The 18,817-nt window shown below is 65.3% G+C and carries 19 protein-coding genes and 1 pseudogene; 13 read left to right on the top strand and 7 right to left on the bottom strand.

The genetic code is table 11. From position 1 onward, the window contains the following. Positions 1-104: 104 nt before the first annotated feature. A complete protein-coding gene (locus R2770_15560; GenBank protein ID MEZ5281877.1) occupies positions 105-914 on the top strand; it encodes an enoyl-CoA hydratase-related protein in 810 nt (269 codons plus the stop codon). Positions 915-921: 7 nt separating this feature from the next. Here the strand turns inward: R2770_15560 and R2770_15555 are convergent, their stop codons facing one another. Further along, entirely contained in the window at positions 922-1,734 is an 813-nt protein-coding gene (locus R2770_15555; GenBank protein MEZ5281876.1) for an alpha/beta fold hydrolase, read from the bottom strand. Positions 1,735-1,750: 16 nt separating this feature from the next. Continuing rightward, entirely contained in the window at positions 1,751-3,037 is a 1,287-nt protein-coding gene (locus R2770_15550) for a CAP domain-containing protein (GenBank protein MEZ5281875.1), read from the bottom strand. Between the two features lie 155 nt (positions 3,038-3,192). Between R2770_15550 and R2770_15545 the strand changes: the two genes are divergently transcribed. The 9 genes from R2770_15545 to R2770_15505 all read left to right on the top strand — a co-directional run bounded on the left by R2770_15545 (position 3,193) and on the right by R2770_15505 (position 11,845). Then, entirely contained in the window at positions 3,193-4,107 is a 915-nt protein-coding gene (locus R2770_15545; protein ID MEZ5281874.1) for a WYL domain-containing protein, read from the top strand. Then, on the top strand, positions 4,107-5,039 hold the full coding sequence (locus R2770_15540; GenBank protein MEZ5281873.1) for a WYL domain-containing protein: 933 nt from the start codon (positions 4,107-4,109) through the stop codon (positions 5,037-5,039). The genes R2770_15545 and R2770_15540 overlap by 1 nt, the downstream gene beginning before the upstream one ends. Next, a complete protein-coding gene (locus R2770_15535) occupies positions 5,036-5,680 on the top strand; it encodes an acyltransferase (protein MEZ5281872.1) in 645 nt (214 codons plus the stop codon). The genes R2770_15540 and R2770_15535 overlap by 4 nt, the downstream gene beginning before the upstream one ends. After that, complete coding sequence (locus R2770_15530; protein ID MEZ5281871.1) at positions 5,677-6,477, top strand: sugar nucleotide-binding protein; 801 nt, start codon at positions 5,677-5,679, stop codon at positions 6,475-6,477. The genes R2770_15535 and R2770_15530 overlap by 4 nt, the downstream gene beginning before the upstream one ends. Before the next feature lie 54 nt (positions 6,478-6,531). Then, entirely contained in the window at positions 6,532-7,242 is a 711-nt protein-coding gene (locus R2770_15525) for an alanyl-tRNA editing protein (GenBank protein MEZ5281870.1), read from the top strand. Beyond that, complete coding sequence (locus R2770_15520; GenBank protein MEZ5281869.1) at positions 7,242-8,606, top strand: M20/M25/M40 family metallo-hydrolase; 1,365 nt, start codon at positions 7,242-7,244, stop codon at positions 8,604-8,606. The genes R2770_15525 and R2770_15520 overlap by 1 nt, the downstream gene beginning before the upstream one ends. A 60-nt stretch (positions 8,607-8,666) precedes the next feature. Then, positions 8,667-9,104 (top strand): CBS domain-containing protein, encoded by a 438-nt coding sequence (locus tag R2770_15515; protein MEZ5281868.1) that lies wholly within the window; start codon positions 8,667-8,669, stop codon positions 9,102-9,104. A 72-nt stretch (positions 9,105-9,176) separates the two neighbouring features. Then, positions 9,177-9,854: an HAD family hydrolase gene (locus tag R2770_15510; GenBank protein ID MEZ5281867.1), complete on the top strand. Its 678-nt coding sequence runs from the start codon at positions 9,177-9,179 to the stop codon at positions 9,852-9,854. A gap of 146 nt (positions 9,855-10,000) precedes the next feature. Next, entirely contained in the window at positions 10,001-11,845 is a 1,845-nt protein-coding gene (locus R2770_15505; GenBank protein MEZ5281866.1) for a glycosyl hydrolase, read from the top strand. A gap of 25 nt (positions 11,846-11,870) precedes the next feature. On the opposite strand, the gene R2770_15500 is transcribed toward R2770_15505, so the two are convergent. Then, positions 11,871-12,605, bottom strand: coding sequence for a sulfite exporter TauE/SafE family protein (locus R2770_15500; protein ID MEZ5281865.1), 735 nt, complete (start codon positions 12,603-12,605; stop codon positions 11,871-11,873). Between the two features lie 153 nt (positions 12,606-12,758). Here R2770_15500 and R2770_15495 point away from each other — a divergent pair, with 153 nt between their 5' ends. Next, positions 12,759-13,040, top strand: coding sequence for an HU family DNA-binding protein (locus R2770_15495; GenBank protein MEZ5281864.1), 282 nt, complete (start codon positions 12,759-12,761; stop codon positions 13,038-13,040). Positions 13,041-13,129: 89 nt separating this feature from the next. Here the strand turns inward: R2770_15495 and R2770_15490 are convergent, their stop codons facing one another. Next, the gene (locus tag R2770_15490; protein MEZ5281863.1) at positions 13,130-13,864 is read right to left on the bottom strand and encodes a PIG-L deacetylase family protein; all 735 of its coding nucleotides are present in this window, start codon (positions 13,862-13,864) and stop codon (positions 13,130-13,132) included. Then, the gene (cofC, locus tag R2770_15485) at positions 13,861-14,502 is read right to left on the bottom strand and encodes a 2-phospho-L-lactate guanylyltransferase (GenBank protein MEZ5281862.1); all 642 of its coding nucleotides are present in this window, start codon (positions 14,500-14,502) and stop codon (positions 13,861-13,863) included. Before cofC ends, R2770_15490 begins: the two co-directional genes overlap by 4 nt. Positions 14,503-14,545: 43 nt before the next feature. On the opposite strand from cofC, the gene R2770_15480 reads away from it, so the two are divergent. Beyond that, entirely contained in the window at positions 14,546-16,729 is a 2,184-nt protein-coding gene (locus R2770_15480; GenBank protein ID MEZ5281861.1) for a hypothetical protein, read from the top strand. Here R2770_15480 and R2770_15475 read toward each other — a convergent pair. Together R2770_15475 and R2770_15470 are read right to left on the bottom strand one after the other, a co-directional pair. Then, positions 16,722-17,030, bottom strand: coding sequence for an AzlD domain-containing protein (locus tag R2770_15475; GenBank protein MEZ5281860.1), 309 nt, complete (start codon positions 17,028-17,030; stop codon positions 16,722-16,724). The genes R2770_15480 and R2770_15475 overlap by 8 nt on opposite strands. Then, on the bottom strand, positions 17,027-17,746 hold the full coding sequence (locus tag R2770_15470; protein ID MEZ5281859.1) for an AzlC family ABC transporter permease: 720 nt from the start codon (positions 17,744-17,746) through the stop codon (positions 17,027-17,029). The genes R2770_15475 and R2770_15470 overlap by 4 nt, the downstream gene beginning before the upstream one ends. Between R2770_15470 and R2770_15465 the strand changes: the two are divergent. Then, a pseudogene (locus R2770_15465) lies at positions 17,627-18,808 on the top strand (IS256 family transposase). The gene R2770_15470 and the pseudogene R2770_15465 overlap by 120 nt on opposite strands. Positions 18,809-18,817 lie beyond the last annotated feature (9 nt).

Raw genomic sequence — 18,817 nt, 5'->3', positions numbered from 1 at the left:
GTTTTGGCCCGGTGCCATTCCCGGCCGAGACACCCTCCGTCGCGAAGCTCGCTGTGTCGCCCGCGTTTGGCGGCTCTGCCTGCTGCTGGGCAACAATGGCGTTCATGACCGAACCCAACGATCCGGCCGCCGAAGTTCTCTACGAAGTAGACGGCCACGTCGCCACCATCACGCTCAATCGCCCCGATCGGCTCAATGCCATCACCGGCTCGATGCTTCAACAGTTCGGTGACAGCCTGTTGAAGGCCGATGGCGACATCAATGTCCGCGCCGTGGTCGTCACCGGCGCGGGGCGAGGCTTTTGCAGCGGTCTCGACATGAAGATGGCCGCCCAGGGCGAGGGCATCGGGTCAAGCGCCAACACCTCGTTCGCCATGCCACATACCCGTGATCTGCCGACCAACATCTTGTTCAACATGGACACGCCCGTCATAGCCGCTGTCAACGGCGCAGCGGCCGGCTACGGCCTGGACATGGCTCTGGGTTGTGACATGCGCATCGGCGGAACGTCGACCAAGTTGGTGCCCGGGTTTGCCAAGCGAGGCATCGTTCCCGAGTCGGGCGGTACCTGGTACCTGCCCAGGCTCATTGGCTGGGCCAAGGCCACCGAGATCGGATTTCGGGGCAACAACCTCAGCGCCGCAGAGGCCAAGGAAATCGGTCTGCTCAACGATGTCGTCGCCGACGAGGACGTGTTGACGGTGGCCAAGGAGTGGGCGGCCGAGATCGCAGCCAATGCACCCTTGGCAATCCAGTCGATGAAGAGGCTGTTCAGGCACGGGCTCACCGAAGACTTCGAGTCGCACAGCCACCACGTGCTGTTGCAGACGATGACCCTGTTCCGCACCCACGACTTCAAGGAATCGGTTCAGGCGTTCATGGAACGCCGCGATCCCCGGTTCGAGGGCCGCTAGGCCGGGCTCAGGAGGCCAGGAAGGCCACCGCGTCGTCCAAGGCTGCCCGGTCCTGGAGGTGGAACAGGTGTCCTCCCTGGTACATCTTCAGCGTCGAGCCCTGAATGCGACCTGCCAGGGTCTCGAGATTGTCGGGCGCTGCGATGCCGTCGTATAGGCCACCCTGGATCAGGCAGGGGCATCCGACGACGCCAAGCCTGTCGTAGGTGTCGTGGCCGGCTCTGGCCTCGAGTTGGCGGCGCGCTCCCACCTCGCGACCCGGTTCGCCGGCTCCGATGGCGGCGGTCTCCAACGCGAGATCGACCATCTTGTCGACCTCATCGCGATGTTCGGCTCGCCACTGTGCCGTGCGCCTGGTGTCGGCCAACTCGAGTCGTCTGGCGGCATCTGCTCGAGGGTCACCGGAGGGAGCAAGGGTGTGCAGCGGATAGCTCGCCCCGCCGATGCCACCGGTGGACGTGCACGCCAGCAACAGGCGCTCGACCCGCTGCGGCCAGGTGACAGCGAACTCTTGAGCCACCATCCCACCGAACGAGATGCCGAACACCTTCGCCGACGCCAGGTCCAGATGGTCGAGGAGCCTGGCCGCATCGGCTGCGTAGTCGGCCATCGTGAACGGCCTGTCGGGCTTGGACGAACGACCCAGTCCTCGCTGGTCGTAGGCGATGACCCGAAACGACTTTGCGAAGCGGCTGCGCAACAGGTTGGGTGCCCGGAGATCACCCCCGGTGCCGCTGATGAACAACAGCGGCTCGGCGTTGGCGGGGCCGGTCAGCTCGTAGACGAGCGAAATGTCGGGTCCTACCTGCAGCGTCGGCACGCCACAGATTCTGCACTCAGCAGCCGACGTCGGCCAACCCGGCCAGGTTGGCGCGCGGGTTGCTCGGAGCCGTGCCCGCCCATTGCGGGTTGCCGTTGGCCGCCGAGCGTCCGAACAGCTGCGCCACCCACATCTCGCCGTCGACGCACGCTATTCCGATGCCGACGGACGTATACGCCGTGTCGACGATCGAAGAGCGGTGTGAGGTGCTGTTCATGAGCCACTGGTGGGCGCTGGACGTGTTCGCCAGATGAGCCGAACCCCAGTAGATGTTCTCGCCCATAGCGGCGTAAGGAGATGGCATCGAAACCTGCACCGCATTGAGATTGCTGTGCCTCAGGCCGTTTCGGCTCATGTCGCGTGCCCACGACTCGGCCGCGGCGGCGAGGTTCGGATCCCACGCCAGGGCACTGCGTCCGCGCTGGGCGCGCTCGGCATTGACGCGTTGCAGGAGGTTGGCTTCGGCCGCAGCAGGTCCTGAGATCGCGTCGCCGAACCCGACCACGTCGCCCCCGGTCGAAGCGACGTAGTAACCGCCGCCCGAACGCGTCGGGCTCAGCGCCGTGACGTCGTTTCGGCCTGTGCCTCCGATGGAGCCGAGGAATGGTGCGTCGCCGAAGGCGAAGACGCCGCCGTCGGCGCCGACCATGAAATAGCCCCTGCCCGTGGTGCTGCGGGTGATGCCGATAACGGGCCGGTCCAGCACCAGGCCGCCGAGCGAGCCGTAGAAGGCGGCGTCTCCGAACGCGAACACGCCGCCGTCGGCACCAACCAACCAATATCCGCGACCGCTGGCGGTTGCGGTGATGTCGACCACTGGGCTGGCGAGGGCAACACCGCCCATCGAGCCGTGGAACGAGGCGTCTCCGAACGCGAACACGCCGCCGTCGGCGCCGACCAGCCAGTAGCCACGGCCTGAAGGGGTTGTGGCCATGGCGATGATGGGTTGGGCGAGCCGAACGCTGCGAAGGTCACCGCTGAACACGGCGTCGCCGAAGGCATACACGGCGCCGGCTGCATCCGCGATCCAGTACCCGGAACCCGAGGGGGTAACAGACAAAGTCGCGGCTTTGTTGACGTTCGCGTTACCGAGGTGAGGGGTGGAGGCGGCGTCGACGGCCCCGTTGGCGTGGAGGACCAGGTAGCCCCCTGGGGTGGAAGCGATGTCTACGACAGGCGAACTGGCGGCGTCGGCGCTGGTTGCAGAAAGCGGCAGCAAACCCAGCAACAAAGCGGAGATCACAAGGAACGCAGCTATTCGCCGGACCCGGCTTTGGCGCGTTCGCATGAGGATGTCGTTCATGTGGTACCTCGTGTCGGAACGCCCGCTTGCGCCCGCACAGTTACGAAACCGTAACAATAGAGCAACGCTCGTGACGAAACCAAGAAGTTTGATGAGATTTTCAGTCGGTCCTTCTCTGGCCCGGGAGCGCCGGTGGACCTCTACCATGTCGACCTGTGGCGGATCGGGTCGAGCGGATCACAGAACTACTGATGCTTCTGCTCGATACCGAGCAGCCGGTGACGTTCGAACAGATCGTCGAACACGGCGGCCTGTACCCAGACCGGGAAGAGGCATCGCGCAAGTCGTTCGAACGCGACAAGGCGGTACTCAGGTCTTTGGGGGTGACGATCCGAACGCCCATGGATCCTGCGACGGGCACCACCCGCTACACCATCGAGCCCGACGATTACTTCCTCGCCGACCTTGGGCTCGACGAAGCTGAACAGCTCGCGTTGCAGCTGGCGGCGTCTGTGGTGCGTCTGGACGAGAGTTGGGACGATCAGGCGATCGCCAAGATCGGCGGCACGATCTCGGCTCCGCCCATGGTGGTTGCAGAACTGCCCTCACTGGACCAGTTGCCCGTTGTTCATTCCGCCATTCGCGATCGGGCCCCTCTGGTATTCGACTACTCGGGCAAGAGCCGAACAGTCGAGGGCCTGGGCCTGTTCTACCGGGAGGGGAACTGGTACCTCAGCGGACGAGACGCCGATGTCGTCAAGACGTTTCGCATCGACCGCATCGCGGGCACGGTTCGTGTCGGCCGCGCGGGAAGCTACGAGATCGCCGGCGAATTCGACCCGGGCACTGCGATGCCCCGCGACCCAATGCTCATCGGCGAGGGAGAGGTCGTCAGTGCTTCGGTCTGGATCGACCAGGCGACGGCGGCACGAATCGTGCGACTGCGCGGTGTCGAGAGTGTGCTCGAGCGCCGCGACGATGGCTCGGTAGTGGTCGAGGTGTTGGTTCGCAATCGAAACGCGTTCAGGTCGTGGGTGCTGGGCCTTAGACACCACGCCGAGGTTCTGGAACCCAGCGAGCTTCGTGATGACATCGTGTCCTGGCTAGAGGCGATTGCGGGGGTCGGCTGATGGCGCGTCCTCCTGCCGAGGTCCGGTTGGCCCGCCTCTTGGTGGTGGTCCCGTGGGTGGTCGAACGAGATGGTGCGACAATCGGCGAGATCGCCGATCACTTCGGAATTCCCGAGGGAGATGTCCTGGCCGACCTGTCGTTGGTTCAGTGCTGTGAGATTCCGCCCTATGGGCCCGACAACACACTCGGCATCATCGTCGACGACGACCGGGTGATCGTCGAACCTGGTGCCATGTTGGGACGTCCGCTGCGCCTGGGGCCTCAGGAGGGATTCGGCCTGCTGGCCGCGGGTCGTGCTGCCCTGGCGGTGCTGGGCGATTCGACCGGTTCGCTCGCGACGGCTATGGACAAGCTCGAGGCGACTCTCGGCGACCAGAGTCCTCTCGCCGTCGACGTCGAGCGGCCCCCGCTGATCGACGATCTCCAGAACGCAGTCACCAGCCGACATCGAGTCGAGATCGACTACTACACGGCATACCGCGACGAGGTCACCACCAGGCAGATCGATCCGCTCAGTGTGTTGAACCACGACGGCGACTGGTATGTCCACGCCTGGTGTCACAGCGCCGGCGCGCTACGTACCTTTCGGGTCGACCGGATAGACGGTATGTCCAACACGGGGCAGGTCTTCGAGGCGCCGACCGAACCGTTGGATCCTCCACGCCTGGGCCCGGGTGGTGATGGGGTCGAGGTGACGCTGCGGATTCCGTCGACAGCGCGCTGGGTGGTCGAGTCGTACGAGACCTCCAGCGTCGAAGACCTGGGCGACGGCGTTCTGCAGGTGACCATGCCCATTGCCGGCAACGTCTTCCTCGAACGGCTGTTGCTGAGGATCGGGCCGACGGCTGTGGTCATAGCTCCAGAAGACCTGCGCAACGTCGGCTCCGACGCAGCGTCTCGAGTTCTCGATCTGTACGGCCGCCATCGGTGATCGGCGATCGCAGCGGCTTGGGCGGCCGGATCGTGTCGGAGGCAATCAATGCCGTGTGGGATTTCGCCCGCCGTCACGGCGGTATCGGAGCCAACCACCGCAAGGCGCGACAGTTCGGCGCCTTCGGCCATGGCAGCTACATCGGATTCCCCGGCGGAACCGTCTATGGCGAACGGTGGATCCACATCGGCAGTGACTCACTGATCGCCGACCATGTGACGATCAGCGCAGGAATGCTGCCAGGCCAGCAGATGGTGACCGATCCGGTTGTGCGCATCGGAAACAGATGCCTGATCGGCCGCTACAACAGCATCGTCGGCCATTTCTCGATCGACATCGGCGACGACGTCTTCACCGGCACCAACGTCTACATAACCGACCAGAACCACACGTACGAGGATCTCGAAGAGCCAATCGGCCGACAGCTGCCCGTCGAGGCTGCGGTCAGCATCGGTAGGGGGTCGTGGCTGGGCTCTGGGGTGGTGGTGCTGCCCGGTTCTCAGATCGGCGAGCACGTGGTGGTCGCAGCCAACTCGGTCGTGCGAGGAGTGGTACCCGATCGTTGCGTCGTTGCCGGTGTTCCGGCTCGAGTCGTAAGGCGTCACGATCCGGATTCGGGCTGGTCGGCAAAGGCCACATGACCGGCCGCCCCCGAATCTTGGTCCTCGGTGGTTCGGGGCTGGTCGGCTCGGCGGTGGTAGCAGAGGCAGCGCGCCGCGGATTCGATGTGGTTTGCGCTTCGCGGACCTCAGACCACTTCATCGACCTGGCCGATCTGTCCTCGATCGATGCCGCCCTGAGCACGATCGATGCTGACATCGTCGTCAACGCGGCCTACGTCAAGACCGGTCCGCAGGCTGACATGGTCACGGCGGTGGCTCCGGGCCTAGTCGCTCGGCGCTGTGCTGACGCCGGCGTCAGGTTCGTCCACGTCTCCACCGATGTCGTGTTCTCGAGTTCACCCAACTGGAGACACGAGAGCGACCCGACCGATCCGGTCGGCGCCTACGGCGAGCTCAAACTGCGGGCAGAACACGCAGTCTTGGAGGCCGATGGCGGCGCCGCCGTGGTTCGTACATCGCTGGTCATCGGATCATCGCAACGCCCCGGCGAGCAGGAGGCATTGGTTCGGCACGCCGTAGCCAACCCTGGGGACGTGGTGTTCTATCGCGACGAGTTGCGCGCTCCTGTAACGGCCACAGACCTGGCACGCGCCCTGGTGGACGTCGCGTCCAGCGGCGTGGCCGGTGTGTGGCATGTGGCGGGCCCCCAGGCGCTCAGCCGTCTGCAGATCGCCAAGCGGGTGGCGGCTCGGCTTGGTGTCGAAGCCCCGTTGGTAGGGGGAACGACCCCACCCGGAGCCGACAGGGCCAAACAGGTGTTGATCTCGTCGCTGCGCTTCGAGCGAGCTTTCGGCTGGAGCCCCGACGTCATCTAGCGCTCGCAGGCCCGTTGCTGGAAACTAGGGTTCGGGTCACCCGAGAGGAGACCGATGCAAACCGAGCTGTTGTTCCTTTCCGACGCGTATCAGACCGACATGGTCGCCGAGGTGATCGGTGTCGACGGCGACAAGGTGGCCTTGGACCGAACGGTGTTCTACGCGACCGGCGGTGGCCAACCCTGCGATCTGGGCCGGCTGGTGTGGGACGGGGGCGCTTCGTCTGTGGTCGATGTGCGCAAGGCTGGACCGACCGTGTGGCACACCCTCGATGGAGATGCTCCCGAAGTCGGTCAGCAGGTGACAGGCAAGATCGACTGGCAACGCAGGCATCAGCTGATGCGCACGCACACCGCCTTGCACATCTTGTGCGGAGTCATCTGGAATCGCTGGGGCACCGCGGTGACCGGGGGCAACATGGAGCCGCTGTCGGCCCGCATGGACTTCGAGTTCGACCCTTTGCCAGAAGGATTTGCCCGCGAGGTCGAGCAACTGGTCAACGACGAGATCGCAGCCGACAGACCCATCGAGGTGTCTTTCCTCGACCGGTCCGACGCCTTGTCCGACGCAGACCTGATCCGCACGAAGGTGAACCTGATTCCAGAGGCGGTCACCACGATTCGGGTGGTCGACATCGTCGGGCTCGACAAGCAGGCAGACGGCGGAACCCATGTGGCATCGACGGGCGAAGTCGGGCGATTCGAAGTGGTCAAGACCGAATCGAAAGGCAAGGGCAACAAGCGACTGAGGATCAGGTTGAGCTGATGAACGAACCGAGTATTCACGACGAGCTGACCGGTCAGACGGTCGAGTTGCTGCAGGCGATGATTCGTAACCGCTGCGTCAATGACGGCAGCGCCGAATCGGGCCACGAGATCCGCAATGTCGACCTGCTGCAGTCGTTCCTGGCCGGGCCGGGAGTCGAGTTCCAGACATGGGAACCGACGCCGGGCAGGTCCTCTCTGGTCGCGCGTATCGAAGGCACCGATCCGGACGCCCCCTCGGTGTGCCTGATGGGACACACAGACGTTGTCCCCGCCTCCGACGAGGGCTGGCAGCACGACCCGTTCGGTGGCGAGATCCACGACGGTGAGGTCTGGGGGCGCGGCGCCGTCGACATGTTGAACCTGACCTCTTCGATGGCGGTGGCCTTCAGGCACATCGCTCGCTCGGGCCGGCGCCCCAAGGGCGACCTCATCTATTTCGCAGTAGCCGACGAGGAGGCAGGTGGCCGACACGGGGCTGCCTGGTTCACCGACAACCAGTACGAACCCATCGCCGCCGACTATGTGTTGACCGAGTCTGGAGGCACGCCCATCGGGACATCGGGAGATCATGTCGGACGTATCACGGTGACCGTCGCCGAGAAGGGCATCGCATGGCGGCGCCTGACAGTCAGGGGCACACCAGGCCACGGTTCGATGCCCTTCGGAGCCGACAACGCCCTGGTGAAGGCGGCCGAGGTCGTCAGGCGCCTCGCTGCCTACCGCCCGGGCTCGGTTCTGTCAGACGTTTGGGCCGGCCAGGTCGAGGCGATGGGATTCGAAGGCCAACAGAGGGCGGCTCTGCTGGACCCGCTTACCGTTTGGGACGCCATCGCTGCCATCGACAACCCTGCGACAGCCAAGCGGCTTCACGCCTGCACACACACGACGTTTTCGCCCAATGTCATCCACGGCGGTTCGAAGACGAACACGATCCCCGACGAGGTCGTCATAGATGTCGACATCCGAACGGTTCCAGGCGAGAACAGGGCCGAGGTCGATGCCCACCTGCGAGCTGCCCTGGGCGAGTTGTTCGACGAGGTCGAGATCCGTTCGATCCACGACGACCCGTCGACGGCGTCGTCCACCGACACCCCGATGTGGGAGGCACTTTCGCGAGTGGCCCGTCGTCGCTACCCACAAGCAGCGTTGGTGCCGACCATGACCACCGGCGGAACCGATTCGCGCTTTTATCGAGCAAAGGGAGCGCAGTGTTATGGCGCCGGGCTGTTCAGCCTCCGATGCCGCTACGAGGACTTCGCGTCGAGGTTCCACGGCCGAAACGAGCGGGTCGACATCGAGTCGCTGGCTCTGACGACCGGCCTGTGGCTGGGCGTGGTGGACGAGTTCTGGGACCTTGCGTGACCGTGTGCCCCAGCAATCGTTCCGCGGGTGTGAGAAGCTGGCCTTCACCGCAAAGGGGGGATGAGCATGCTCATCAGTCAGATACTCCGACGCAAAGGTGGCGAGGTCTTCACGGCCCGGCCGGACAGCACGGTCGCGGAGGTGATCGCCGAGCTCGCGGCCCGTGGGGTGGGCGCTCTGGTGGTTTCGGGCGACGGCTCGACCATCTCGGGCATCGTCTCCGAGCGCGACATCGTGCGCTCGCTGGCGAGTCACGGGCCCGATCTGCTGGCCACCCCGGTTTCGCAGATCATGACCTCGACGGTCATCACGTGCGACATCGAGGCGACCAGCGAAGAGCTGATGTCGCTGATGACCAGAAGCCGCTTCAGGCACGTGCCTGTCGTGGATCAGGGTCGGTTGATCGGCGTCGTGTCGATCGGCGATGTCGTCAACGCCAGGGTCGGGGAACTCGAGAACGAGAAAGAGCATCTCGAGAGCTACATATCCGGACACTGAACCTGCGAGTCCGGGAGGCCGACCGTGGAGTCTCCTGACCACCTCGTAGATCACGTCGGCCGATGGGCCGATGTGAGCATTCTCGCGTTCGACGCCGACGACACGCTCTGGCACCACGAGCGCTACTTCGCCGGCGTTCAACAACGCGTCAGAGATCTCCTGTCGTCCTATGTGGCTCCTCGTGTGCTGGATGAGCGGCTGCTGGCGACCGAGCGCCGCAACCTCGAAGTCTTCGGCTATGGGGTCAAGGGTTTTGGTCTGTCGCTTATCGAGACGGCCATCGAGGTGACCGACGGAGCCGTTTCGTCAGCCGACATAAGCGCCATGCTCGGCCTGGTCCGCGAGCTGATGACACACCCGATCGACCTGCTGCCCGGTGTGGTGGAGGTTCTGGACCTGCTTCACGGAACCATGCCGCTGGCGGTTGTCACCAAGGGCGATCTGTTCCATCAAGAGGCGAAGCTGGCAGCTTCTGGGCTGGCCGATCGGTTCGAACACGTCGCGATCGTCAGCGAGAAGGATCACCGCACTTACTGCGGCCTATTCGAATCCTGGGGAGTCGAGCCGTCGACCATTGCGATGGTCGGAAACTCGATTCCCAGCGACGTGGCTCCGGTGCTGGAGGCCGGAGCCAGAGCCGCATGGGTGCCTTCGCAGCACCAGTGGGCCCTCGACGCCGCCCCGGTTCCTCCCGGAGTTCCCGTCCTCGAGTCGCTGCTGGATCTCAAGCTTCTGCTGGGCCTCGACTAGACCCGCGCCCAGCGCGGCGCAACTTGTCCAACACAACCACTTCAGCGACCCACGGGTCGTGACGACATCTCTCGACAGCGGCATCACCTCGGCGGGTGGCGAGCCGCAGTTCCCCAAGGCGCGGGCACGTCGAGAGGAACACGATCATGGCCGTCGGCCGCCCCCGCAACCACTGCTCCAACCCCAGACTGTTGTTGGTCGCGCTCGTCGTGACGCTGACAGCAGCGCTCCTGCTGGCCGTCGATTCCAGATCGGCGCAAGCATCGGCGGCCGTTCAGGGTCGCACCGTTTTTGGGCCGCTCGTACCCCCGGGCGATCGTGTGCTGGTCGGTGCCTACGTCGAGGCCAGAGGGGACTTCACCGACGCAGATCGTCGGGCCTCGGTCGAGGCACACGAAGCCTCGATAGGGCGACCCCTGGACATCGTCAACGAGTTCTTCTCGTTCTCGAAACCGTGGGCGATGGATCGGCTCGCCTGGCACATCGAGCAGGGACGCACGCCGATGGTGTCCTGGAACGGCACACATGCCGACGACATCCTCGCCGGGCGACACGACGAACTGATCAGGGAACGAGCCCGAGACGCCAAGCAGCTCGAAGTCACCTTCCTGCTTCGCTTCTTCTGGGAGATGGACGCTGCCAAAGGACGCAACTGGGGCTACCACGACGATCCAACGCTTTACCACCGCGTCTGGAAGCACGTCCGGACGATCTTCGACCAGGAAGGCGTCGACAATGCCGTCTGGGTCTGGACGCCGACCACCTGGCACTTCACGACCGGCAAGGCCGCCGAGTTCTATCCAGGCGACGATGTGGTCGACTGGATCGGGGCAGACGGATACCAGTGGTCGTGCACCGGCGACGGGCTCGACAGCTTCGGGGCGGTCTACCGAGACTTCCTGACGTGGGCGGCCGGCAAGAACAAGCCGGTCATCGCCGCCGAATGGGGAGCCGACGAGAGCCCGGCCAAGGTTCCGTTCATCCAGTCGGTTCCAGAGGTGCTGGCCGGCTACCCCAACATCGTGGCTCTGGTGGCGTTCGACTCGATCGATCCGGGAGGTCGTGGCTGCAACTTCCGGATAGACACCAGCGCCGCAGCGCTGCAGGCATACAGAGCCCTCGTCAACGATGCCCCGTTCGTGCCATCCACACCCACCACCACACTCCTGATACCCGAGACCAGTGTCACGACGGTCGTTCCCACGACTGTGACGACGGTCGTTCCCACGACTGTGACGACGGTCGTTCCCACGACTGTGACGACGGTCGTTCCCACGACTGTGACGACAGTGCCCGACGGATTGCCGCGCGGTGACGATCCGATCGATCCGCCACCACAACCCGATGCCGGCCTGGACCTGCGGAGTCCGATGTGGTTCGACGGACCGATCGCAGCCCCGGGCTCGATAGCGCTTCTGGTGGTCGGCGACTCCATCGAAATGGCAGTCGCCGACGTGCTCGTAGCGGACCGTCTGAAGGCACTGGGCCTCGATGTCAGGGTTGTGTCCGACGAGCAGCTCGGCCCCCACAGCGAGCCGGACGCCGACGTGATTCTCATCAGCGCAACGGTGTCTTCCGACGCCATCGGCGGCAAGCTCAGCTGGCGTCCGACGCCGATCATGGTCTGGAAGCCATGGCTGTTCGACGACCTCTGGCTGACCGACGCCATGCCCGATGTGACTTTCGGTTCGATCCTCGCCGCACCGGGACGTCACGCGATCGAGGGACGAGACATCGATCTCGTCTCAAAGGGGCGTGTGCCCTACGTGAGGCCCGCACCGGGAGGTCATGTCATTCTCACGATTTCCGACGCCCCGGTGCTGGTCCGCTGGAACAAGGGGAACCAACTGGCCGGGGGACGGATGGCTCCGGCGTGTCGGTCGACGTTCTTCGGCTATCACTCGACGATGGAGTCGCTGACAGCACAAGGCTGGGCGCAGTTCGACCAGAACCTCAACTGGCTAATGGGCGACTGTCAGGCGCAGCTGTGACGACTTGGGCGTCGTGGCCGCGGGGTCAAAACACATAGACGATCACAAGTCGTGCAGCCACGACGGTCAGCGCAAGCTTGAAGATGCGTCCGAACGTCTCTTCGCTGATCGAATCCAACACCCTGGCGCCCAGCTTTGTGCCCACGATCACCGCAGCAGCCGACAGCGCCACGACCCACAGATGGGCCGACAGGTCGAGTCCGTCTGCAGTGAAGACTCCCACCTTCACGACATGGCCAATGGTCTGAGCCGCCGCAAACGTGGCGATGAAACTGTGGCGTTGTTCGAGAGCGCTCCTGAAGAACGGGGCGATCATCGGGCCCGTCGCGCCGATGGGTATGTTCAAGAAGCCCTGCAACGCACCGACGGCCACGAAGCCATTGGGTGCAATCGGTTTGGCGGGGTTTGGCGTGATCAGACGCGGGAACCACACCGCTACGAGGGCGAACGCCCCGATCAGGGCGCGCCCCAGATCGGCGGGCAGGGCGTCGGCAGCCAGAAGGCCCAGCACTCCGGCGGGCACCAGGAGCAGGCTGTGGCGTACAACCACGGGCCATACGACGTGCTGGCGCAGCGTCAACGCCCGGGTCGAGTTGGAAGCTATCTGGATGGCTCCGTGCAGCGGAATGGCCACCGCCGGCTCGACCAGGGCGACCATCACCGTCAACAAGATGAGGCCGCCTCCCATGCCTGCGACCGCCGAAAGGGCCGATGTCGCCAGTGCAGCGACGGCGATTGTCAGTGCTTCCCAAACCCCCATGGCCCAAACAATACAAGTGCAAACTAGTAAATACAAATGCAATACATGTAGATCAATCGACGGCTAAATGCTTGACCCAGGCACTCTCACGGGGTCGAATGACGCCGATGTGGTTTGCGAATGCAGCCACCCGAACTCTCCAGGAGAACACCCATGGCAAACCTTTCGAAGTCCGACACGCTCAATGCAGTAGCCGAAGCTGCCGGCGTGACCAAGGCTCAGGCCGAGGCGGTCATTGACGCTTTCTGCGAATCGTGCGTGTCGGCTGCGAAGAACGGCGACAAGGTCAGCTGGCCCGGGTTCGGTTCATTCCAGGCCTCGCACCGTGCAGCTCGCACCGGTCGCAACCCCCGCACCGGCGAGCCGGTCGAGATCGCAGCAAGCACAGGCCTGAAGTTCACCGCCGCCAAGGCCGTCAAGGATTCACTCAACTGATCGGGCGGGTGCCGCTAGCGCACCCGAACTAGATTCACCGAGGTCGGAGGGAGCGCAGCGCGGGGCGCTCCCTTCTTCGTTGGCGGCCTCTAGAGGTCGTCGATCAGCTTGAACAGCTCGGCGTGGACGACGCCGGCGGCCTCTCCGCCACCGGCCAGGGTGTAGGTCACCCACTCGCCGAATCGGCTGCGTTGTGCGTCGTCGTCGGCGTCCGCGATGTCGTGTGTGGTCTCGAACTGCGACTCGTGTGCCAGCAGGGCGTTCGTCTTGTGGTCGGCGAATCCGGTCACGTCGATGGCCAGGTCTGGTTCTTCGCTCTCGAACAGCAGCAGCGCCTGGGGTCTGTGGTGAGCGATGTCGTGCTCTGGGAAGAAGAACGGATCGCGTGCGGCGACGACACCGTCGCATGCGAGCCACCCGGCGTTGCGATGGTCCGGGTGCAGGCGCCAGCGCTTCCACGGGTCGTGGCCCAACACCACGTCGGGCCTGAGCTTGCGGATCCAATAGGCCACCTGCGACCTCTGGCGCAGGCCGCTGTCGAGCTCGCCGTCAGGCCAGCCGAGGAACACGACCTGGCCGGTCGCGCCCAGCTCGCGGGCCGCGGCACGTTGCTCGGCTTGGCGGGTGGCCACCAACTGCGCCTGGTCGGCGTTGACGTCCCATGTTCCCTTTGAGCCGTCGGTGCAGATCAGGTGATGCACCACGCATCCCTCCGAAGCCCACTTGGCCAGGGTGGCGCCGCACTGGAACTCGGCGTCGTCGGGATGGGCGACGATGGCCAGCGCCGACGACGGCGTGGCGAAGTCAGTCTTCAGAACGGTCAATTGTTGTCCCCTGTGTGCTGATGAATCGCCGGCGCAGTTTCGACGATGCGGCGCAGCTCCATCGGTAACCGCTCGAGAGCGCCCGATAGGTCTTCTGGTTCGTCGAGATCCCAGCCGAGTGCGGTGCTGCAAACCACCTCCAGCGGCAGTCCCAGGCGCAGGGCCTCGCTGCGGTGGCGGTGGAACGAGCCAGGCCCGTAACACCAGCGAAAGTCGAAGCCGGTAGGTATCGCCATCACGTTCGTGCCGTCTAGGCGCCTGTCGGGCACTATCACCACTCCCTCGAAGCCGGGTTGTCCGACGTGGTCGAGGTCGGCGACCAGGGGAATGTCGCCGTGGGCCACAACGACACGTCCGAACCCACTTCTTTGCAGCTCGTCGACGCCCGACTCGACGGCTATGTTCAGGCCTGGCTCGGTGCACTCGATCGCCTGGGCTCCGAGGTTCTTGGCGACCCGGGCGACGTCGGGATCACCCGTGACCACGAACGCCTCCAGCCGACCGGCGGCGGCGACGGTGCGGCCCAGCATGGTCTCCGCGAGCTGGGCGCGCTGGTCTTCGTCCAGGAGCTGGTCCAGCCTGGTCTTGGCGCCTCGAAAGGACCTCACGGGAATCAGCAGAGCCGAATCTGAACTCATTGGCGGCGAAGTCTACGGCGCCTTCCAGTAGCCTCCATCCCCCGTGAGCCGCCGATTCAGACGCCAGACCGATGCTCCAGGCCCTTTGGTGGGGCGCGGCTGGCTGCAACCCCATTGGCTCGAGCGCCAGGCCGACCCCGAATCGCCGGCCTATACGGTGGGCGGCGTCGACCCCAGCAATACGACCGGACGCAACTGGACTGTGCTCGGCGCACTGTCGACCAGAGGACGCGGCGCGGTCGACCCCAAGGGGCTCGTGGTAACAGGCGGCCGTTTCGCCATCGACTGGTGGGTCAAGGGGCCACAGGGTTGGCAGTTCCCGTCGCGCACGGTGGCCGTTCGTCAATCGAGCCTCGAGCACACCCCGGTCGTGGAGACCCGAATGAGGGTCGGCGGCGGCGACGTCATCCACCGCAGCTACGCGATATCGGGTGGCGACGGTCACGCCGTCATCGAGATCGAGAACGCATCGTCGGAACCCGTAGCGGTCGGCATCGCTCTGCGTCCTTATGACCTCACAGGCCCGGGTCGCATCGACTCGATCGGCTACGTCTTTGACCACAAGGCGTTGACCGTCGACGGAACCCCTGCGCTGTTCTTGCCTCGCGAGCCCGGCTCAATTCTGGGCTCGAACATGGCCAGGGGCGACCTGGCCGAACTCGTCGGGGGTGAAGCCCTCGACGGCGAGGGTGACGTCGAGGGGGCGACCCTGCCTGTCGACTGTGCTTCGGGTCTGGCTCATTCGTTGGTGGTCTTCCCGCTGGTGCACTCGACGTCCATCAGGTTCACCGCCCCATTCTTGGTCGACGGCTCCCCGGCGACCCAGCGTCCGACCGACCCGCCTGCGTCCGAGCAGGTCGTGCGAGGGTGGCAGGCCCAAACCGAACGCGGCGCCCGCTTCGAGATTCCAGATGGGCCCATCGCCTCGGCCTTCGCAGCGGCACGGCGCCACCTGTTGTTGTTCAAGGTCGGCGATGCGTTTCAAGCCGAGCCGGTCGGCAACGCAGGCGTCGATTGGAACGATGTCGTGTCGTTGCTGATGGCCTGCGACCAGATGGGATGGCATGCCGACGCCGCCGAGGCACTGTTGTGCATCGACGATATGACGCGGCGCAACGGTTCGATCGAGGGCAGCGAAGGACACTCCGAAGGCACCGCGGCTGCGCTGGCCGCCATCGGCCACCACATCAGGCTGAGCCGGGTAGAGGCCATGGCGGTCGAACTGGTCGATCACGTGGTGGGGGCCGCAAGGTTCATCGAGAAGCGCAGGCGTCGCGGCGAACGCGACGAGCTGAGCGTCGGGTTGTTGCCGGCGCGCGAGGTCGCGGGCAGGCTCGAGTTCCGCTATGCCGACAACTTCTGGGCGTTGCGCGCGCTGCTAGATGCGGTCGAGATGTTGACCCTGGCGGGCGAGACCCAGGCGGCGTCCGATGTTGCGGCCATTGCCGCCGATCTGCGTGTCGACCTGTTGAGTTCGTTCGAGGCCGTTGTCGATCGGTTCGGTTCCGACGTGTTGCCCGCCACGCCCCATCGATCGATGGACGAGCGCGGAATCGACTCGCTGGTTGCCGTTTGGCCCACCCGCGTCCTCAAACCCCAACATCCGATGATGGCCGCAACGGCCGACGAGGTGAGGCGACGTTTCATGCACGGCGCCGCCCACCACAACTCGATAGGTCCACGGGGTCTGGCCACCCATCGCACCGTGCGGCTGGCGATGTACGAGCTGCTGGCGGGTGATCCGCGGTGTCTCGACCGGCTGCGGTGGATGGTCAACTCGGCGAGTTCGACCTTCACGTGGCCCCGCACGATCCACCCCAAACTGGGCACAGGAACCTCGGGCGATGGTCATCACGGTGCTGTCAGCGCACACTTCGTGAGTCTCGTGCGCTCGCTGCTGGTTCACTCGCCCCCGGGCGAGGAGACGGCGCTCTCGTTGCTGGCCGTCTACCCGCCCGAATGGCTCGGCCAGCCGATCGAGGTTCACGACGCCCCGACCGAGCACGGGATCTTGTCGTACGCGATCCGGTGGCATGCAAATCGTCCGGCGCTGTTGTGGGAACTGGTGCCCCACGGCGACAAACCCGTCACGATCCGGGTGCCTGGTCTGGACCCGAGCTGGTCGACCACCCAGCTCAAGGGTGATGCCCTCTTGGCAGAGGTTGCGGCGCCCGATTCTGCGGCGGCGCCGACCTTCCCGCCGCCCGAACAGGGGGGCTTCAGCTGAGAGCCCGCACGGCGGCCGTTGCGGCAGCGGCGACCACCACCACGACCACGAACGGCAGCTTCAACCTCAACGCCACGGCGGCAGCGATCACGCCTGCCATCCGCGCATCCAGCACCAGAGCCTTGTCCGACACCGCTGTCGAGGTGACCACCAGGGCTGCCAGCAGCGGAGCCGGCAGCACAGTGGCGAGCCGGTCGATCCAACCGGGCAGGCTGCGTTCACTCATCACCAGCGGGGCAAAGGCCTTGAGGGCATAGGTGGTCAGGCCCAGGACGATGATGGTCACTGTTGCAGCGCTCATCGAGGTGCGCTCCATGGCCGCAACACCAACACAGCGCCGGCGGCGCAGATGATGGGCAATCCGGGAGGCAGAGCCGGCGAGGTCGTCAAAGCGATGGCCGCGCCCAACACGGCGACCAGGCGCTGTTGGGGGCTCTGCAGACGTGGCCACAGCAGGGCCAAGAAGGCGGCCGGAATGGTCGCGTCGATGCCGGCCGACTCGATCAGGCCGTCGGCATCTCCCAGGGCCGCGTACCCCAACAGTGTTGCGGCATTCCACAGTGCGAACACCGCGAGGCCGCCCGCCAGGTACCCCAGTCGCTGAAGGCGACGCGTGGGTTGGGCCGACCCGACCGCGGTCGATTCGTCGATCATCAGTTGCGATGCGAGGGCTCGCCACCACCTGGGCCCAGCAAGTGCAGGTGCCATGATGACGCCGAATGCAAGCGAGCGCAGATTCAACAACGCGCCTGCCGTTACAGCCGCCGCCACCGAGCCTCCGTCGTTCAGAACAGATAGAGCCCCGTTGGGTGGTGGGGTTTCGTAGGTCCGCCAGCCGGTGAGCCATCGGCGTGATCCTTGTGTGTTCCTGCAAGAACTACCGAGGAGAACACACCGATGGCTCTCGATGAGTCTGCCCTGTCCGAACTTCTTGACGCGCTCGCTGACCGTGATCGCGGCGTGGACCTGGTCCGCGAGCTGGCCCAGTGGGTCGCCCAAGAACTGATCGAAGTCCAAGCCACCCAGGCGATCGGCGCCGGCCGTTACGAGCGTTCCGATGAGCGCGACCGAACGCAACGGCCACCGCCCACGCACGTTGACCACGAAGGCCGGCGACCTCGAGTTGGCGATCCCGAAGCTGCGCAAGGGCAGCTTCTTCCCGTCGATTCTCGAACCGCGACGCCGGATCGACCAGGCTCTCCACGCGGTCGTGATGGAGGCCTACGTGTCCGGTGTGTCGACCCGATCGGTCGACGCCCTGGTCGAGTCGATGGGTGCCTCCAGCGGGATCAAGAAGTCCGAGGTGTCACGGATCTGTGCCGGGCTGGACGAACGCGCCGGCGCGTTCCGGAACCGCACGCTCGGCCACACCGAGTTCCCATACGTCTACCTCGACGCGATCTACGTCCACGTCCGCGACGACTCCTTGGGCCAGGTCGTGTCCCGAGCGGTCGTGGTGGCGACCGGTGTCACCGCCGAGGGTGGCCGTGAGGTGCTCGGCGTCGATGTCGGCGACTCCGAGGCCGAGACGTTCTGGACGGCGTTCCTGCGCTCGCTCAAGGCCCGCGGGCTGTCCGGTGTGCGCCTCGTCATCTCCGACGCCCACGAGGGCCTGCGGGCCGCGATCCGCAAGACGTTGCAGGGCTCGAGCTGGCAGCGGTGCCGCGTTCACTACGTCCGCAACCTGTTGGCACCGGTGCCCAAAGCGCACCAGGAGATGGTCGCCGCCGCGCTCCGGTCGATCTTCGCGCTGACCACCCCGACGACGTGGCCGCCCGCTGGGACGAAGTCGCCGAAACACCATCGGGAGCGGTTCCCCAAGGCCGCTGCGCTGATGGACACCGCCAAGACCGACGTGTTGGCGTTCGCACCGCGCTCCCACGCGAGCACTGGCGACAGATCTGGTCGAACAACCCACTCGAGCGGCTCAACAAAGAGATCCGACGGCGCACCAACGTCGTGGGGATCTTCCCCAACGACCCGGCCGTGATCCGTCTCGTCGGCGCCGTGCTGTCCGACCAACACGACGAATGGGCCATCGCCCGCCGCTACTTCTCCGAAGCCTCGATGGCCAAGCTCTACGCCACG

This window comes from Acidimicrobiales bacterium (assembly GCA_041394185.1).
Classification (GTDB): domain Bacteria; phylum Actinomycetota; class Acidimicrobiia; order Acidimicrobiales; family Poriferisodalaceae; genus JAAETH01.
This window is presented reverse-complemented; position numbering and strand designations above follow the sequence as displayed.

What these genes read in the sequence shown, in the direction of transcription:
- R2770_15515 (MEZ5281868.1), top strand. Translation starts at nt 8,667, where the DNA reads ATGAGCATGCTCATCAGTCAGATACTCCGACGCAAAGGTGGCGAGGTC.
- R2770_15475 (MEZ5281860.1), bottom strand. Translation starts at nt 17,030, where the DNA reads ATGAGCGCTGCAACAGTGACCATCATCGTCCTGGGCCTGACCACCTAT.
- R2770_15540 (MEZ5281873.1), top strand. Translation starts at nt 4,107, where the DNA reads ATGGCGCGTCCTCCTGCCGAGGTCCGGTTGGCCCGCCTCTTGGTGGTG.
- R2770_15525 (MEZ5281870.1), top strand. Translation starts at nt 6,532, where the DNA reads ATGCAAACCGAGCTGTTGTTCCTTTCCGACGCGTATCAGACCGACATG.
- R2770_15560 (MEZ5281877.1), top strand. Translation starts at nt 105, where the DNA reads ATGACCGAACCCAACGATCCGGCCGCCGAAGTTCTCTACGAAGTAGAC.
- R2770_15550 (MEZ5281875.1), bottom strand. Translation starts at nt 3,037, where the DNA reads ATGAACGACATCCTCATGCGAACGCGCCAAAGCCGGGTCCGGCGAATA.
- R2770_15505 (MEZ5281866.1), top strand. Translation starts at nt 10,001, where the DNA reads ATGGCCGTCGGCCGCCCCCGCAACCACTGCTCCAACCCCAGACTGTTG.
- R2770_15520 (MEZ5281869.1), top strand. Translation starts at nt 7,242, where the DNA reads ATGAACGAACCGAGTATTCACGACGAGCTGACCGGTCAGACGGTCGAG.
- R2770_15500 (MEZ5281865.1), bottom strand. Translation starts at nt 12,605, where the DNA reads ATGGGGGTTTGGGAAGCACTGACAATCGCCGTCGCTGCACTGGCGACA.
- cofC (MEZ5281862.1), bottom strand. Translation starts at nt 14,502, where the DNA reads ATGAGTTCAGATTCGGCTCTGCTGATTCCCGTGAGGTCCTTTCGAGGC.
- R2770_15495 (MEZ5281864.1), top strand. Translation starts at nt 12,759, where the DNA reads ATGGCAAACCTTTCGAAGTCCGACACGCTCAATGCAGTAGCCGAAGCT.
- R2770_15530 (MEZ5281871.1), top strand. Translation starts at nt 5,677, where the DNA reads ATGACCGGCCGCCCCCGAATCTTGGTCCTCGGTGGTTCGGGGCTGGTC.